Here is a 15,729-nt window from a genome sequence, read left to right as displayed (position 1 = left end):
AAATATATTCTTAACATGACGTGAGCATTGTCACACAAATTTATTATGCGCAGGCATTTATTAAGCTACTGTTACTTATGGTTTTTTATCGATGTCTTTTCATGTCGATATGTTTTCGCTCTCCGTCTCTTAATTCTTTCCTAAGAAAAGAAGATTACTTTGGCGTTATTGAGGCATTGTTGACATTAATGACGCTATGACTAGATTTTATTTCGTCTTTATTTAAAAAGCATCCCGCACTATTCGGTGAACTGCCGTGACGACCGTTAAGAATAATATCGCAAGGAAATTAATAATGAGTGATTTTCTGCCTTTTTCACGCCCGTCGATGGGCGCGGAAGAAATTGCCGCTCTGCAGGACGTTCTGGCGTCTGGCTGGATCACCACCGGGCCGAAGAATCAGGCGCTGGAAGAGGCATTCTGTACCCTGACGGGAAACCGCCACGCGATTGCCGTCAGTTCAGCCACGGGCGGAATGCACGTCACCCTGATGGCGCTGGGCATCGGTCCTGGGGATGAAGTGATCACCCCGTCCCTGACCTGGGTGTCAACGCTGAATATGATCGTGCTGCTGAATGCCACGCCAGTGATGATCGACGTCGATCGCGATAACCTGATGGTCACGCCGGAGGCTGTCGAAGCGGCCATCACGCCGCGCACCAAAGCCATTATCCCGGTGCATTACGCCGGGGCGCCGGTGGATATCGACGCCATTCGCGCCATCGGTGAACGCCACGGCATTCCGGTGATCGAAGACGCCGCCCACGCCGCCGGGACGTATTACAAAGGCCGTCACGTCGGCTGGCAGGGAACGGCGATTTTCTCCTTCCACGCCATCAAAAACATGACCTGCGCAGAAGGCGGGCTCGTGGTGACGGACGATGAACAGCTGGCGCAGCGTATTCGCAGCCTCAAATTCCACGGTCTCGGCGTGGATGCATTCGACCGCCAGACGCTCGGTCGCGCGCCGCAGGCCGAAGTGATCTCCCCCGGTTTTAAATACAACCTCGCTGATATCAACGCCGCGCTGGCCCTGGTGCAACTCGGCAAGCTGGGCAATGCCAACCGCCGCCGCGCGGAGATTGCCAGCCGCTATCTGCTGGAACTTGCCGACACGCCGTTCAAGCCCCTGAGCGTACCGGCCTGGCCGCATCTGCATGCCTGGCATCTGTTCATCATTCGCGTGGACGAAGCGGCGTGCGGCATTACCCGCGACGCGCTGATGGAAGCCCTGAAAGCCCAGGGCATCGGCACTGGCCTGCATTTCCGCGCGGCCCACACGCAAAAATATTACCGCGAGCGGTTCCCGGACGTGTCCTTGCCGAACACCGAATGGAACAGCGCACGCATCTGTTCACTCCCTCTTTTCCCGGATATGACCCATGACGACACAACCCGCGTCATTACCGCGCTCCATCAGCTTGCAGGACATGGACATGTTTAGTCTGCCGCCTGTGAAAAAAGTCTCGGTGGTGATCCCGGTTTATAACGAGCAGGAGAGCCTGCCGGAGCTGATTCGCCGCACCATCGCCGCCTGCGACACCATGGGCAAGGAGTATGAAATTCTGCTGGTGGACGACGGCAGCAGCGACGACTCCGCGATGATGCTCACCGAAGCCGCTGAGCTTGACGGCAGCCACATCGTCGCCGTGCTGCTGAACCGCAACTACGGGCAGCACTCGGCAATCATGGCCGGGTTCAGCCACGTGACGGGCGATCTGATCATCACCCTCGACGCCGATCTGCAGAACCCGCCGGAGGAGATCCCGCGCCTGGTCGCGACCGCCGACGAAGGTTATGACGTGGTCGGCACCGTGCGTCAGAACCGCCAGGACAGCGTGTTCCGCAAGCTGGCCTCGCGCACCATCAACCGCCTGATCCAGCGCACCACCGGCAAGGCGATGGGCGATTACGGCTGCATGCTGCGCGCCTACCGTCGGCACATCGTCGACGCGATGCTGCACTGCCACGAACGCAGCACCTTCATTCCGATTCTCGCCAATACCTTTGCGCGTAAGGCCACGGAGATCCCGGTGCTGCACGCCGAGCGCGAGCACGGGGAATCCAAATACAGCTTTATGCGCCTGATCAACCTGATGTACGACCTGATCACCTGCCTGACCACCACGCCGCTGCGTCTGCTCAGTGTCTTTGGCAGCATTATTGCCCTGATGGGCTTTGCGCTCTCTGTGCTGCTGGTGGTCCTGCGTCTGGCCTATGGCCCGCAGTGGGCGGCGGAAGGGGTCTTCATGCTCTTCGCCGTGCTGTTCATGTTTATCGGCGCCCAGTTTGTCGGCATGGGGTTACTCGGTGAGTACATCGGCCGTATCTACAACGATGTCCGCGCACGTCCGCGCTACTTTATTCAACGTGTTGTCCGTCAGGAACACAAATCCTCTCAGGAAGGAAATCACCCATGAAAGCCGTAGTTTTTGCCTATCACGATATGGGATGTACGGGCACGTTAGCCCTTCTGGAAGCGGGTTATGACATCGCCGCTATTTTCACTCACCCGGATACCGCGGGCGAGAACCACTTCTTTAGCTCCGTGGCGCGTATCGCCGCTGAGCGTGAAATCCCGGTGTACGCACCCGATGACGTGAACCATCCGCTGTGGGTGGACCGCATCCAGAAACTCGCGCCCGATGTGATTTTCTCGTTCTACTACCGCAACCTGCTGTGCGATGAGATCCTCAGCGCTGCGACCGCCGGGGCGTACAACCTTCACGGTTCCCTGCTGCCAAAATACCGCGGTCGCGCGCCGCTGAACTGGGTGCTGGTGAACGGCGAAACGGAAACCGGCGTGACGCTGCACCGCATGGTGAAAAGCGCGGATGCCGGGGCGATCGCCGCCCAGCAGCGGGTCGGTATTGAAGCGGATGACACCGCCCTGACCCTGCATCACAAGCTGTGTGCCGCGGCGCAGACATTACTGCGCGACGCCCTGCCAGCCCTGCGTGAGGGCACGATCAAAGAGACCGAACAGAATCACAGCGAAGCCACCTGTTTTGGCCGTCGCACTCCTGAAGACGGGCGTCTCGACTGGACCAGACCGGCGGTGCAACTGCACAACCTGGTGCGCGCGGTGACCGATCCGTGGCCGGGTGCGGTGGCTTACGTCGGGGCGAGTAAATTTATCGTCTGGAAATCCCGCGTGCGCACGGACATTCCGGCGGCGAAACCGGGCACCGTTATTTCCGCTTCCCCGCTGGTGATCGCTTGCGGCGAACAGGCGCTGGAGATTGTCACCGGACAGACGGAAAACGGCGTCTATATGCCGGGCACGCAGCTGGCGCAGTCCTTAGGCCTGGTGAACGGTGCACTGGTCACCAGCGCCCCGTTTGTGGCCCTGAAACGCCGCACCCGCGTGCTGATCCTCGGCGTGAACGGCTTTATCGGTAACCACCTGACCGAACGTTTGCTGAAAGACGACAACTACGAAATCTATGGCCTTGATATTGGTTCGGATGCGATCAGCCGTTTCCTCGACTGCCCGCGCTTCCATTTCGTGGAAGGGGACATCAGCATCCACTCCGAGTGGATCGAATACCACATCAAGAAATGCGACGTGGTACTGCCGCTGGTGGCCATCGCCACGCCAATCGAATACACCCGTAATCCGCTGCGCGTGTTCGAGCTCGATTTCGAAGAGAACCTGAAAATCATCCGCGACTGCGTGAAGTACAACAAGCGCATCATCTTCCCGTCCACCTCGGAAGTGTATGGCATGTGCACCGACAAAGTGTTCGACGAAGACACCTCGAACCTGGTCGTCGGGCCGATCAACAAACAACGCTGGATTTACTCCGTATCGAAACAGCTGCTGGACCGCGTGATCTGGGCCTACGGCGAAAAAGAGAATCTGCGCTTCACCCTGTTCCGTCCGTTTAACTGGATGGGGCCGCGCCTCGATAACCTGAACGCGGCGCGCATTGGCAGCTCGCGTGCCATCACCCAGCTGATCCTCAATCTGGTGGAAGGCTCGCCGATTAAGCTGATCGAGGGCGGCAAACAGAAACGCTGCTTCACCGATATCAGCGACGGCATCGAAGCCCTGTTCCGCATCATCGAGAACAAAGACGGGCGCTGCGACGGGGAGATCATCAACATCGGCAACCCGGAGAACGAAGCGAGCATCCGCGAGCTGGCCGAAATGCTGCTGGAAAGCTTCGAGCGCCATCCGCTGCGTGACCGCTTCCCGCCGTTCGCCGGTTTCCGCGAAGTGGAAAGCAGCAGCTATTATGGCAAAGGGTATCAGGACGTTGAGCACCGCAAACCGAGCATCCGCAATGCGAAACGCTGCCTGAACTGGACGCCGACGGTGGATATGGTTCAGACCATCGACGAAACGCTCGATTTCTTCCTGCGCACCGTGGAGCTGACGGAACAGGCATCATGAAAAAAGTCGGTTTACGCATTGATGTCGATACCTTTCGTGGCACCCGCGACGGCGTGCCGCGCCTGCTGGAACTGCTGAGCGAGCACCAGGTGCGCGCCAGCTTTTTCTTCAGCGTCGGGCCTGACAACATGGGGCGCCACCTGTGGCGCCTGTTTAAACCGACCTTTCTGATGAAAATGCTGCGCTCGCGCGCGGCCTCCCTCTACGGCTGGGATATCCTGCTGGCAGGCACCGCCTGGCCTGGAAAACGCATTGGCGCGGGGAACGAAGAGGTGATCCGCGCCGCGGCCATGAGTCATGAAGTCGGGCTGCACGCCTGGGATCATCACGCCTGGCAGGCCTGGAGCGGGGTGTGGAAAATCCCCCGTCTGACCCGTGAAGTCGAACGCGGTCTGATGGAGCTGGAGGCGATCCTCGGCAAGCCGGTCCACTGCTCGGCGGTGGCGGGCTGGCGCGCGGATCAGCGCGTCGTTCGCGCCAAAGAGCCGTTTAAATTTCGCTATAACAGCGACTGTCGCGGCAGCGGGCCATTTCTGCCGCAGCTCGGCGAATCGCGGTTCGGTACCGTGCAAATCCCGGTCACGCTCCCGACCTGGGATGAAGTGGTCGGGCGGGAAGTGACGGCGGAGAATTTTAACCGCTATATTCTCGACTGCATCCACCGCGATGCCGGCACGCCGGTCTACACCATCCACGCCGAAGTGGAGGGGATTGCGTATCAGCAGGACTTCGCCGCGCTGCTGCAGCTGGCCGCGCAGGAAGGCATTCAGTTTTGCCCGTTAAGCGAGCTGTTGCCCGACGATCTCAGCACCTTACCCGTCGGCAAAATTGTTCGTGATGAAATGGCTGGCCGTGAAGGCTGGCTTGGCTATCAACAAACCGTGAGCCCAGCTCCATGAAATCTGCGCGTTTTGGTGTCGCTCTTTTCGTTCTGTTTGCGCTTTACTATCTGCTGCCCGTCGATATCCGCCTGCTCTGGCAGCCGGATGAAACGCGCTATGCGGAGATCAGCCGGGAAATGCTGGCCACAGGAAACTGGGTGGTGCCGCATTTCCTTGGGCTGAGATATTTTGAAAAACCGATTGCCGGGTACTGGATTAACAGTCTCGGCCAGATGCTGTTTGGCGACTCGAACTTTGCCGTGCGCGCCGGGGCGATTTTCTCCACCGGGCTGACCGCGCTGCTGGTCATCTGGCTGGCCTGGCAGATCTGGCGCGATAAGCGCGTGGCGCTGACCTCGGGCGTGATCTTTCTGACGTTGCTGCTGGTCTACGGCGTCGGCACTTACGCCGTGCTCGACCCGATGATCACCCTCTGGCTGGTCGCCGCGATGTGTAGCTTCTGGATTGCGGCGCAGGCGAACACCCGCGCGGGCAAAATCGGCGGCTACCTGCTGCTGGGACTGGCCTGCGGGATGGGCGTCATGACCAAAGGCTTTCTGGCGCTGGCGGTGCCGGTCGTTGCGGTACTGCCGTGGGTGATTGTACAGAAACGCTGGAAAGAAGTGCTGTTGTACGGCTGGCTGGCGGTGCTGAGCTGCGTGCTGATCGTCCTGCCGTGGGCGCTGGCGATTGCCCATCGCGAGCCGGATTTCTGGCGCTACTTCTTCTGGGTCGAGCATGTCCAGCGCTTTGCCAGCAGCGATGCCCAGCACAAAGCCCCGTTCTGGTACTACATTCCGTTCCTGATGGCGGGAAGTTTACCCTGGCTGGCGCTGCTCCCTGGCGCACTGCGCCTCGGCTGGCGCGATGTGAAAGAGGCGCGCGGCGGGTTCTATTTGTTAGGCTGGGTGGTGATGCCGCTGCTATTTTTCAGCATCGCGAAAGGCAAACTGCCGACCTACATTCTGCCGTGCTTCGCCCCCCTGGCGATGCTGATGGCGCGCTACGCCTGTGGGCTTATCGGAAACGGCGTGAAAGTCCTGCGGGTCAACGCGATCATCAACCTGGCGTTTGGCGTGCTGGGCGTCGTCGCGGCGCTTGTCGTCTCGCCCTGGGGACCGACCAAACATCCGGTCTGGACCTCCGTCGAGCTGTACAAAGTCTTCTGCGCGGTGGTGGCGTTTCTGGTCTGGGCGCTGGTCGGCTGGTGGACGTTACGCCGGGCGGAGCAGCGCTGGTGGCTGGCGGCGCTCTGTCCGCTGGGGCTGGGTCTGCTGCTTGGGTTCGCCGTGCCGAATCGGGTGGTGGATTCCAAACAGCCGCAGTCGCTGGTGGATACCGTGCGACAGCCGCTGACGGAGAGCCGCTTCGTGCTGGCGAACAACGTCGGGGTTGCCTCCGGGCTGGCGTGGGATCTGAAACGCAGCGATATCATCATGTTTGGTCAGAGCGGCGAGCTGAAATACGGCCTGGATTATCCGGATGTGCAAGGGCGTTACGTGGGCAGAGACGAGTTCCGCAGCTGGCTGGCGGAGCATCGCGCGCAGGGGAAAATCTCGCTGGTGATCCTGCTGTCGAAAAACGATGACCTCGCGCGCGCCGATCTGCCGAAACCCGACAGTCTCTACATTCAGGGACGTCTGGCCTACCTGCAGTATCTCCCGCAATGACGGTCTGGATCTGGCTGGGACTGGCAAGCCTGCTGAGCTGCGCGGGCCAGCTGTGCCAGAAACAGGCCACGCGCCCGGCAAAAAACGGCGGGCGCGGCAGGCATATCATCTTCTGGCTTGGCCTGGCGCTGCTGGCGCTGGGCCTCGGCATGGTGCTGTGGCTGATGGTGCTCCAGCGCGTGCCGGTGGGGATTGCTTATCCTATGCTGAGCCTGAATTTTGTCTGGGTGACGCTGGCGGCAAAAGCATTCTGGCGCGAGAAGGTCGCGCTTCATCACTGGCTGGGCGTGGGGCTGATCATGGCCGGTATTGTGCTGCTGGGAGGTAGCCTGTGAAAGGGACATTCTGGGCGCTGTGCAGCGTGGTGCTGGTGAGCGGGGCGCAACTCCTGCTGCGCTCGGCGATGGTCTCTTTGCCGCCGGTCGCTGAACCACTCACGTTGCTTAGCGCGTTGCTACACTTTGCCCCCGGCAGCGGCATATTGCTGCTGGGACTGAGTGGGTATATCGCGTCGATGGGCTGCTGGTATCTGGCGCTGCACCGCATGGCGCTGAGCCAGGCCTATGCGTTGCTCAGCCTGAGTTACATTCTGGTGTGGATTGCCGCTATCGTGCTATCCGGCTGGAATGAGTCGTTTTCCTGGGCCGGGCTGACGGGCGTCGGTTTGATTATCGCTGGGGTGCTGGTGATTTTTCGGCCAGCGGTTCAAAAGGCGAAATAGACTCAGCGGTCAGATTAAAAGGCGTTGGCGTACAGACCGCCAGACTCAGGGAGCCGAACTGAAGCTGGCTCACGGAGTGCGGCTGCTTTGCCGCGCTGTCGATGCTGACAATCTGCCAGGCACTGCCGCCGCGCTGTTTGACGATGGCCTCTTTGCGCGTCCAGATGCGCCAGAATGCCGACAGTTTTTCCGCCGGTGGCTCACGCTCCAGCTCATCATGCTCGGCCACGCTAAACACGGCGTTGGCCAGCGCCTGCCAGTTATCGCGCGGGCGAATGACTTCGATATCGCAACCCACTTCGCCTTCATCGCTCAGCAGCAGCGCAATATCATCCCCGCTATGGCTCAGGTTGAACCACAGGGGACGGTCGTCCACAAACGCGGGTTTCCCCTGTTCACCAAAGACGATTTCCGGCAGCGGCGCGGGGGATAACACGCGGGTGAGCAGCGTCCGTCCCGCCAGCCAGCGGGCACGTCGGGCGCCCGGCGGCGCCATATCTGCCAGCGCTGAAGCATAAGGATCAGCGTTAAGAGTCGAAATTTTTCCCAGTACAAACTGGTACATAGTTACGCCCAGCGTTTGATGATTATCGAGGTGTTTATGCCGCCAAACGCGAAGTTATTGCTTTGCAGGTATTCGCAATCAATCCGGCGGGCTTCCCCCATAATATAATCTAAAGCGCCACATTGCTCGTCGGGTTGTCTTAAATTCAGCGTTGGGGCGAACCAGCCTTCGCGCATCATCTGCAAACTCATCCAGGCTTCCAGCGCTCCGCAGGCCCCTAACGTGTGGCCGAAATAGCTTTTTAACGACGAAATCGGCACGCTCTCGCCGTAAATGGCCGCCGTGGCCAGACTTTCGGCGATATCACCGCGGTCTGTCGCCGTGCCGTGCGCCGAGATATAGCCCATATCCGCCGCGCTCAGCCCCGCCATTTTCAGCGACTGCTCCATGCAAATCTGCATCGTTTCGCGCTGCGGCTGGGTGATGTGCGCGGCGTCGCAGTTGGTGGCGAAGCCGACGATTTCGCCGTAGATGGTCGCCCCGCGCGCTTTGGCGTGCTCCAGCTCTTCCAGAATCAGCGTGCCCGCACCTTCGCCAATCACCAGCCCATCGCGCTGGGTATCGAAGGGTGACGGCGTGGTTTTCGGCGCATCGTTGCGCTGACTGGTGGCAAACAGGGTATCAAACACCGCTGCTTCGGACGGACACAGCTCTTCCGCGCCGCCTGCCACCATCACGGTCTGATAACCGTGGCGAATCGCTTCCCATGCATAGCCAATCGCCTGGCTGCCGGAGGTGCAGGCGCTTGAAGTCGGGATCACTCGTCCGCGCAGGCCGAAGAACAGGCCGGTGTTCACCGCCGTGGTGTGCGGCATCATCTGCACGTAGGTCGTGCCGGTGATGTTGTTGGTGTGCTTTTCCGTCAGCATGGTGGCAAATTCGCTCACTGGGCCGGTGCTGCCGGTGGAGGAGCCGTAGGCGATCCCGGTTTCGCCGTTGGTCAGCACCGCTTCGCCGATCAGCCCGGCCTGCTCCAGCGCTTTTTCGGTGGCGCGCGTCGACATCAGCGACACGCGGCCCATCGCGCGGATCCGCTTGCGGGTGTAGTGCTCCGGCAGGGTGAAATCGTCAATTGGCGCGCCGAGCAGGGTGTGCAGGCCGTCGTAAATCTGCCACTCCGGCATTTTACGCACCGCGTTAACGCCCGCCTGAAGCCCCGCCGAAACCGACTGCCAGTCCTCGCCAAAGGCGGTGACGCCGCCCATGCCTGTAATAACCACGCGACGTGTCATAGCATTCCTCCATTAATGGAAATGACCTGGCGGGTGACGTAGCCCGCAATATCTGACATCAGGTAACTGGCTAGACCGGCCACTTCATCGGCCTGGCCCATACGTTTCATTGGGATGATGGACATCGCCTCTTTCAGCGCCGCCTCTTCCATTTCGATCATCCCGGTGTCGATTAACCCCGGAGCAATGCAGTTGACGGTGATTTTGCGCTTCGCCAGCTCAATCGCCAGCGCTTTGGTCGCGCCAATGATCCCGGCTTTAGCGGCGCTGTAGTTCACCTGCCCACGGTTGCCCATCACGCCCGATACGGACGATAGAGTGATAATCCGCCCGCCTTTGCGCAGGCCAATCATCGGCATGACGCACGGGTGAATGACGTTGTAAAAACTGTCGAGATTGGTGTGGATCACGCTGTCCCAGTCATCCTCGCTGAGGGCCGGAAACGCGCCGTCGCGGGTGATGCCCGCGTTGCTGACCACGCCATACCACGCGCCGTGAGTCTCGATATCCTGCTCCAGCACCTCGCGGCACTGCTCGCGATTGCCGACGTCAAAAGAGAGCAAACGGCCCTGACCGCCCGCCTGCTGGATGGCCTCCAGCGTCTGCTGCGCGCCGTCGGCATCGCGGTGATAATGCACGCCCACGGTAAAGCCGTCAGCGGCGAGCTGGTGGGCGATAGCACGTCCGATGCCTTTGCTGGCTCCGGTGACCAGAACGGAACGATTCATGTGGAAGATCCCTGATTAAAAAGCGAAGTTAACTCTTCCGCGCTCGGCTGGAAGGTATTCACGCGGCCTGTCGCCAGCGTTGCGCCGTTTGCGGCGATCGCGCACTCGAAGCTGCCGAAGCGTTCGTCCTGCATCAGCAGTTTGACGGTCACGGTCAGGGTAGAGTCTGCCGCGAAGCGCCCCTCGGCGCACACCAGTTCGCGCGCGCCCAGCACCATTCCGAGCGCAATGCTGCTTTGGCCCTGCTGGTGGCGATGCCAGCCGGACCAGACGCCGACGGTCTGCGCCATCAGCTCAAGGGCGTACCAGCCGGGCAAATCGCCATCGGCATTGAGAAACGGCGCCAGAACGCTCTGACTGCTGACGCGCACGCAACACACGGCGCTCTCGTCCGTGACGCTTTCCACCCTTTCCAGCAGCAGCATCGGCGCATCGTGGGGCAAATAGTCCACGGGGGATAAATAACTCATGACACTCTCCCCAGCAAAATGCTGGCATTGTTGCCGCCAAACGCGAACGAGTTGGACAAAATAACCGGTTTTTCCAGCGCTGCGGGCTGATGCAATACGCCGCAGGAGGGTAGCGCTGGGTCGGGCACGTAGCGGGTGAAATCCTGTGCGGGCAGCGGCAGTTGCTGGGTCAGAATCAGCCAGCTGAGAGCGGCTTCCGTAATGCCCGCCGCGCCCAGCGTATGGCCGGTCAGATGTTTGGTGGAGCTGCACGGCACGGCATCGCCGAAGAGATCGTGGATCACCTGCGACTCAATCTGATCGTTGAGCGGCGTCGCCGTGCCGTGCAGGTTGATATAGCCAATTTCGTCCGGTTTCAGGCCCGCTTCGTTGAGCGCCTGTTGAATCGCACGAATCGCGCCTTCGCCCTGTGGATGGGGCGCAGAAATATGGTACGCATCGCTCGACTCGCCGATGCCCAGCAGGGCGACGGGCTGCGGTTCGCGCGTCAGGATCATCAGCGCCGCGCCTTCCCCGATGGTGATCCCGCGACGGTCGCGGCCAAAGGGTTCGCACAGGGTGGTGGAGAGCGATTCGAGGCTATGGAATCCGTTGACCGGCATCCGGCTCAGGGTATCGGCACCGCCGACGATGGCGATATCCACCAGCCCGGCGTCAATCAGACGGCGGCCGCTGATAATCGCCCGCGCGCTCGACGAGCAGGCGGTCGAGAGGGTAAACGCGGGCCCGTCGAGATTCAGCCAGTTGGCGAGAAAACGTGACGGATCGCCCAGCTCCTGCTGCGGGTACTGCCAGCGGGTGCTGGCTTCGCCGTTCAGCGACAGGCGCACATGCTCATCGCCCTCGTCCAGCCCCGAGGTGCTGGTGCCGAGCACCACGGCCACGCGGTCATGGCCGACGCGGGCAATCGCCTCGTCGACGGCAGGCTGGATCTGCGCCAGCGCTGCCAGCAGCAGCTGGTTGTTTCGGGTTCGGTGGGCGGCGAGGTGATCCGGGATGGACGGCAGTTCGCCTTCAACGCCGCCGAGCACAATGTCCTCGCCTCCCTGCAGCCAGCCTGCACGGCTGTGCATGCCCGGCGCGACGCCACGCGACAGGTTCGCAGCAATCTCTTCGGCGCTGTTTCCCAGTGCGTTCACCATGCCCACGGCAGAAATGTAGATCATCTTAGTCACCCAGATATTGAATGGTGATGTGGTAGTTAAAGACATGCTGTTCGATGCTGATCGGCTCGCGTTTGCCTTTGCGCTGCAGATAGACAATCTCGGTTACCAGCTTGCCGCTGGCGTTGCGCAGCTCGCGGCGGTCGCCTTTATCCGTCAGCGTCCAGCCTTTCGGCAATTGCGGCAGCCAGGCGGCGATCGGCCAGTGGCTGAGCATCACGTCGGCCAGCACCTGGCTGGCGGGCGGCAGCTGCGGCACGATAATTGACTGCTCGGTGTGAATACCGGTTTTGTCATAGGTGGCGAGGAACAGGCGAATCCCGACGGACGACAGCCCGGCCAGCGTAATTTTATCCGCGTCGGCGTTGAGCATCACCAGCAGAGACTGGGTCTGGCCGTTGAAGCTGCCCGTCAGCAGCTGCTGGGAATTCACCGCCGGAGAGATCCCCGGTGCAGGCAGGGTCACTTTGGTACCCGGTTGTAACCAGGCCTGCGGACGGGTGCCATCGCTGTTTTGCGTCGAGTGGCTACAGCCCGTCAGCCACAGGGCGGCCATCAGCGCAAGCGCGCGGCCAAAAGGGGTCATCATCGTTTTCTCTCTCTTTTAGCCGGCATCGCCAGCGGAGCCAGCAGGAAGGCGGTGAAAATACCGCTGACCAGCACAATGCCGAAGCTGCTGATCGCCTGCGTGGCGCTAAAGACCAGCATGCCCAGGGTCAGTAACGTGGTCATCATCGCCAGCGTAATCGCCAGCATGGAGGTGAGCGGTGTTCCGCGTGGATTGCTGAAGAACAGGGTGTAGTTAATGCCAATCCCTAAGACCAGCACCAGTGCCAGCAGCGAGAACAGATTCACCGGATGGCCGCTGGCCGCCAGCGCCGCCAGACCGCAGCCCAGCGACAGGACCGACGGCACCAGGCTTATCAGCCCTTTACGCCCGCCCAGACGCAGCATCGCCCCGCAGGCGATCACCGCCAGCGCGACCAACAGCAGGCCCGTCAGCACGCCGCGATAGAGCGAGAACAGGCTGTCGAAGCTCGCTTTGCGATCCACCCACACTACGCCCGGATGCGCTGCGGCTAATTGGCTTAGCGCCGCGCTGTTTTTCACGCCGTCGACCGGCACCAGCACGCCGCTTTCGCCGTCGGGCAGCGTCAGCCACAGCAGACGCCAGCCTTCACTTGCCGGGCTGGCGAGCCAGTCTTCTGTGCTCACGGGCATGGCGTTCAGATCCGGCGTTACGGTCGTCAGCCCCGCGCTATGCAGGACGTTTGTCACTGCCGGAGCGGCGTTGTGCAGGAGTGCCAGATCGCTTTTCTGTCGCGCCAGCGAGTTCAGCGGAAGAGTGCGGAACGTTTTAATGTCACCGGCCTTTTGCGACGCTGCCAGCGCAGGCGTAAAGGCTTCCAGCCGCTCCAGCGTTTGCTGGGCCGTTGCGCCGTGGACCACGAACCATTTTTGATCGACGCTCTGTCCGGTCAATGCAGTGATGGTTTTTTCCTGCGCCAGAATATCCTTCGGCAGCGCCTGGAGCTGGGCGATATCGTCATCCACCCGCAGACTGGCGATGCCGACCACGGAGACGACGGCCAGAATCACCGGCAGCCCGACGGAGACCGCCTTGTTACGTCGCCACGCGGCCAGCCAGCGCAGCATCAATACCATTGCCGGAACCGGACGCACCGGCAAACCGCGGCACAGCCACGGATGCCAGAAGATCACCGTCAGGCACGAAGCGCTCAGCCCCACGGCGGCAAACACCGCCATCTGACGAATGCCGGGGAACGGGGCAAGCATCATGATTAAATAAGCCGCCACGGTGGTCAGCAGCGCCAGCAGCAGGGCGTTACGCACTTTGGCCAGACTTTGCCACGGCGAATCCTGCGCGCCGTGGACCATACGCTCGGTCAGGTAAAAGAGCGTGTAGTCGGCGGAAATCCCGATGATGCTCATGCTCATTACCAGCGTCATCAGGTGCAGCTCGCCGAAGATCGTTAGTGTGGCGACGGTCCCGGCCAGCGCGCCGATGCCGATGGAGATCAGGCACAGCAGCAGCGGGCGCAGGGAGCGGAACACCGCTACGATCAGCAAAATCACCCCCAGAATCGTGGCGATGCCGAGGGTAGAAATGTCCTGTTTCGCCTGCTGGCTGGCGTAGTCGCTATAAAATACCGTCCCGCGCGAGAGCAGCTGCGCCTGCGGGAAATGGGTTTTCAGCTGGCTTTCAAGGCCGCGCAGCGTTGTCACCAGACGGTGCGTTTGCTGCATATCGAACGACTCACCGGCCAGCTCGCCATGCAGCAGATACCAGTAATTTCCAGCCTCGTCTTTGGTCACCAGCCAGCCGTCCATTAGCCGCAGCTTCTGACTGTTTTGCGCAAGCGAAAGCTGCGAACCACGCATCAGCATCAACGGGTCGTTTTGCAGCTCTTTGCCGCTGACGCCGGAGAAGGCCGAGTACAGCTGGGACAGGATCCACTGGGCCTGCGCCTCGCCGCCATTTTGCAGACGGCCGCGGGTCGCGGTGTCGATAAGGCCATTACGGTGCTGCCAGAAAAATTCGCCCCAGGCTTTTTGGCTGTTGGCGTCCATCGGGCCTTTCACCTCATGGAGGGAACCCGAATTTTGCAGCAGAGTTAACCACTCCTGCGCCACGCGCGGGTTCGGCTCTTTGCCGGGGCTGACCAGCCACACCAGCTGGCGGTCCAGGCGCTGCATAAATCCGTCGTTGAGCGCAGGCGGGATCGCGCCGAGCGTCTGCTTCGGCAGCATCGCCAGCACGCTGCTGTTGAGCCGCGCGCCGGGCAACAGCGACAGCAGCACACCCAGCAGCGCCAGGCATAACAGACCCCACAGCAGCGCCGGGCGCAGACTGTTACGGCGCGGCAAAGCGTTGGCGTTCGTCATGAGTCAGGCTGGCGGGCGTCAGTTGATGATGGGAGAGGGCGATATCCGTGCGGTCGCCCTGTTTGTCGTTGAGCTGGATCGACTCCAGATAGGTCGCGCCGCCCAGATTCATGGTGGCGAAAATTTTGTCCAGCGGCGTGGTGATGGGTGTCAGCACCAGCGACCAACGGCCCGCGCCGAGGTCTTTAAAATCAATGCGGAAATTCTCCTCCAGCACTTTGCGATCGGCCTGGAACAGGGCGCGCAGCAGGTGGTTGAACTGGAACATCTGCGGGTTATTGTCGGCGGTGATGGTCTGCGGCGGCTGGCCGTTGATCGCCTGAACCATGCGCTTGTCGTCCAGCAGCAGGGTCATCGGGAACGGCGATTTCTGATCCCACAGCAAACCGTCGTCGCGGGCGATTAGCATTTCGCCCTGCGAGCGCAGCGGCTGCGGGAGATCTTTGATGGTGCGGGTCTGCTCGAAGTGCGCGCGCACCACGGGCTGTTCGGTAAAGCGCTGCTGGAGTTCATCCAGCGTGACCGCGCCGACCAACGGGCTGACCAGCAGGGCCAGCAGGGGCAACCATTTCATGGCATCACTCCCATACGTTCAAACAAAATTGCCGGGCTGACGAAACACATTTCGCGGCTGCTCTCTTCGACGGCCACCTGGATGGTGTACCCGGTGGTGGTACGCTTCCCGGTTTCGGCGTCGAAAATCTGGTAGGCGATGCGCAGGCGGTTTTCAAACTCTTCGATCTGCGCCCGCACGCGGATGCGCTGTTCGAATCTGACGGCATCGCGGTATTTCACCCGCGTATCGACCACCGGCCAGACGTAGCCGGACGCCTTCATCTGGCGATAGCCATAGTCGAACTGATTGAGCAGCGCCTCGCGGGCAATCTCGAAGTAGCGGAAATAGTTGCCGTGCCAGACGACGCCCATCATATCCACGTCGTGGAAGGGGACGGTCAGCTCAACTTCGGTCGTAAAACGGGGATCGGTCAGCAC

16 protein-coding genes are annotated in these 15,729 nt (G+C 61.0%); 7 read left to right on the top strand and 9 right to left on the bottom strand.

Annotated features, from left to right (window positions below; translation table 11 throughout):
• Positions 1–295 precede the first annotated feature (295 nt).
• Genes arnB through arnF form a run of 7 tightly spaced genes read left to right on the top strand, consistent with a single transcriptional unit; the run spans position 296 to position 7,671 of the window.
• Entirely contained in the window at positions 296–1,444 is a 1,149-nt protein-coding gene (gene arnB / locus AC3WS9_RS20905) for a UDP-4-amino-4-deoxy-L-arabinose aminotransferase (protein ID WP_492490177.1), read from the top strand.
• Entirely contained in the window at positions 1,437–2,420 is a 984-nt protein-coding gene (gene arnC, locus AC3WS9_RS20900; RefSeq protein WP_492490352.1) for an undecaprenyl-phosphate 4-deoxy-4-formamido-L-arabinose transferase, read from the top strand. Before arnB ends, arnC begins: the two co-directional genes overlap by 8 nt.
• Complete coding sequence (gene arnA / locus AC3WS9_RS20895; RefSeq protein ID WP_492490176.1) at positions 2,417–4,399, top strand: bifunctional UDP-4-amino-4-deoxy-L-arabinose formyltransferase/UDP-glucuronic acid oxidase ArnA; 1,983 nt, start codon at positions 2,417–2,419, stop codon at positions 4,397–4,399. Before arnC ends, arnA begins: the two co-directional genes overlap by 4 nt.
• A complete protein-coding gene (arnD, locus tag AC3WS9_RS20890) occupies positions 4,396–5,298 on the top strand; it encodes a 4-deoxy-4-formamido-L-arabinose-phosphoundecaprenol deformylase (protein WP_492490175.1) in 903 nt (300 codons plus the stop codon). Before arnA ends, arnD begins: the two co-directional genes overlap by 4 nt.
• Positions 5,295–6,950: a lipid IV(A) 4-amino-4-deoxy-L-arabinosyltransferase gene (gene arnT / locus AC3WS9_RS20885; protein ID WP_492490174.1), complete on the top strand. Its 1,656-nt coding sequence runs from the start codon at positions 5,295–5,297 to the stop codon at positions 6,948–6,950. The genes arnD and arnT overlap by 4 nt, the downstream gene beginning before the upstream one ends.
• Positions 6,947–7,285, top strand: coding sequence for a 4-amino-4-deoxy-L-arabinose-phosphoundecaprenol flippase subunit ArnE (arnE, locus tag AC3WS9_RS20880; RefSeq protein WP_285155425.1), 339 nt, complete (start codon positions 6,947–6,949; stop codon positions 7,283–7,285). The genes arnT and arnE overlap by 4 nt, the downstream gene beginning before the upstream one ends.
• Complete coding sequence (arnF, locus tag AC3WS9_RS20875; protein WP_492490173.1) at positions 7,282–7,671, top strand: 4-amino-4-deoxy-L-arabinose-phosphoundecaprenol flippase subunit ArnF; 390 nt, start codon at positions 7,282–7,284, stop codon at positions 7,669–7,671. Before arnE ends, arnF begins: the two co-directional genes overlap by 4 nt.
• On the opposite strand, the gene acpT is transcribed toward arnF, so the two are convergent.
• Genes acpT through AC3WS9_RS20830 form a run of 9 tightly spaced genes read right to left on the bottom strand, consistent with a single transcriptional unit; the run spans position 7,619 to position 15,729 of the window.
• A complete protein-coding gene (gene acpT, locus AC3WS9_RS20870) occupies positions 7,619–8,236 on the bottom strand; it encodes a 4'-phosphopantetheinyl transferase AcpT (protein WP_285149928.1) in 618 nt (205 codons plus the stop codon). The two genes, arnF and acpT, sit on opposite strands and share 53 nt — an antisense overlap.
• 2 nt (positions 8,237–8,238) lie before the next feature.
• On the bottom strand, positions 8,239–9,468 hold the full coding sequence (locus AC3WS9_RS20865) for a beta-ketoacyl-ACP synthase (protein WP_285149929.1): 1,230 nt from the start codon (positions 9,466–9,468) through the stop codon (positions 8,239–8,241).
• Entirely contained in the window at positions 9,465–10,196 is a 732-nt protein-coding gene (locus AC3WS9_RS20860) for a 3-ketoacyl-ACP reductase FabG2 (RefSeq protein ID WP_492490172.1), read from the bottom strand. Before AC3WS9_RS20860 ends, AC3WS9_RS20865 begins: the two co-directional genes overlap by 4 nt.
• On the bottom strand, positions 10,193–10,666 hold the full coding sequence (locus tag AC3WS9_RS20855; RefSeq protein WP_282493592.1) for a hotdog family protein: 474 nt from the start codon (positions 10,664–10,666) through the stop codon (positions 10,193–10,195). The genes AC3WS9_RS20860 and AC3WS9_RS20855 overlap by 4 nt, the downstream gene beginning before the upstream one ends.
• Entirely contained in the window at positions 10,663–11,832 is a 1,170-nt protein-coding gene (locus AC3WS9_RS20850; protein WP_492490171.1) for a beta-ketoacyl-[acyl-carrier-protein] synthase family protein, read from the bottom strand. The genes AC3WS9_RS20855 and AC3WS9_RS20850 overlap by 4 nt, the downstream gene beginning before the upstream one ends.
• A gap of 1 nt (position 11,833) precedes the next feature.
• The gene (locus AC3WS9_RS20845) at positions 11,834–12,415 is read right to left on the bottom strand and encodes a DUF3261 domain-containing protein (protein ID WP_409339902.1); all 582 of its coding nucleotides are present in this window, start codon (positions 12,413–12,415) and stop codon (positions 11,834–11,836) included.
• Positions 12,415–14,736 (bottom strand): MMPL family transporter, encoded by a 2,322-nt coding sequence (locus tag AC3WS9_RS20840; protein ID WP_492490170.1) that lies wholly within the window; start codon positions 14,734–14,736, stop codon positions 12,415–12,417. The genes AC3WS9_RS20845 and AC3WS9_RS20840 overlap by 1 nt, the downstream gene beginning before the upstream one ends.
• Positions 14,705–15,310 (bottom strand): outer membrane lipoprotein carrier protein LolA, encoded by a 606-nt coding sequence (locus AC3WS9_RS20835; protein WP_492490169.1) that lies wholly within the window; start codon positions 15,308–15,310, stop codon positions 14,705–14,707. Before AC3WS9_RS20835 ends, AC3WS9_RS20840 begins: the two co-directional genes overlap by 32 nt.
• Positions 15,307–15,729: an acyl-CoA thioesterase gene (locus tag AC3WS9_RS20830; RefSeq protein ID WP_492490168.1), complete on the bottom strand. Its 423-nt coding sequence runs from the start codon at positions 15,727–15,729 to the stop codon at positions 15,307–15,309. The genes AC3WS9_RS20835 and AC3WS9_RS20830 overlap by 4 nt, the downstream gene beginning before the upstream one ends.

The organism is Lelliottia sp. EB106-05-01-XG201 (assembly GCF_058791735.1).
Note: the sequence above shows the minus strand (reverse complement) of the source record. Positions and strands in the feature narration are given on the sequence as shown.

Bases quoted from the DNA above. Each gene is read 5' to 3' on its own strand.
- arnB (WP_492490177.1), top strand. From the start codon at position 296: ATGAGTGATTTTCTGCCTTTTTCACGCCCGTCGATGGGCGCGGAAGAA.
- arnC (WP_492490352.1), top strand. From the start codon at position 1,437: ATGTTTAGTCTGCCGCCTGTGAAAAAAGTCTCGGTGGTGATCCCGGTT.
- arnA (WP_492490176.1), top strand. From the start codon at position 2,417: ATGAAAGCCGTAGTTTTTGCCTATCACGATATGGGATGTACGGGCACG.
- arnD (WP_492490175.1), top strand. From the start codon at position 4,396: ATGAAAAAAGTCGGTTTACGCATTGATGTCGATACCTTTCGTGGCACC.
- arnT (WP_492490174.1), top strand. From the start codon at position 5,295: ATGAAATCTGCGCGTTTTGGTGTCGCTCTTTTCGTTCTGTTTGCGCTT.
- arnE (WP_285155425.1), top strand. From the start codon at position 6,947: ATGACGGTCTGGATCTGGCTGGGACTGGCAAGCCTGCTGAGCTGCGCG.
- acpT (WP_285149928.1), bottom strand. From the start codon at position 8,236: ATGTACCAGTTTGTACTGGGAAAAATTTCGACTCTTAACGCTGATCCT.
- AC3WS9_RS20865 (WP_285149929.1), bottom strand. From the start codon at position 9,468: ATGACACGTCGCGTGGTTATTACAGGCATGGGCGGCGTCACCGCCTTT.
- AC3WS9_RS20860 (WP_492490172.1), bottom strand. From the start codon at position 10,196: ATGAATCGTTCCGTTCTGGTCACCGGAGCCAGCAAAGGCATCGGACGT.
- AC3WS9_RS20855 (WP_282493592.1), bottom strand. From the start codon at position 10,666: ATGAGTTATTTATCCCCCGTGGACTATTTGCCCCACGATGCGCCGATG.
- AC3WS9_RS20850 (WP_492490171.1), bottom strand. From the start codon at position 11,832: ATGATCTACATTTCTGCCGTGGGCATGGTGAACGCACTGGGAAACAGC.
- AC3WS9_RS20845 (WP_409339902.1), bottom strand. From the start codon at position 12,415: ATGACCCCTTTTGGCCGCGCGCTTGCGCTGATGGCCGCCCTGTGGCTG.
- AC3WS9_RS20840 (WP_492490170.1), bottom strand. From the start codon at position 14,736: ATGACGAACGCCAACGCTTTGCCGCGCCGTAACAGTCTGCGCCCGGCG.
- AC3WS9_RS20835 (WP_492490169.1), bottom strand. From the start codon at position 15,310: ATGAAATGGTTGCCCCTGCTGGCCCTGCTGGTCAGCCCGTTGGTCGGC.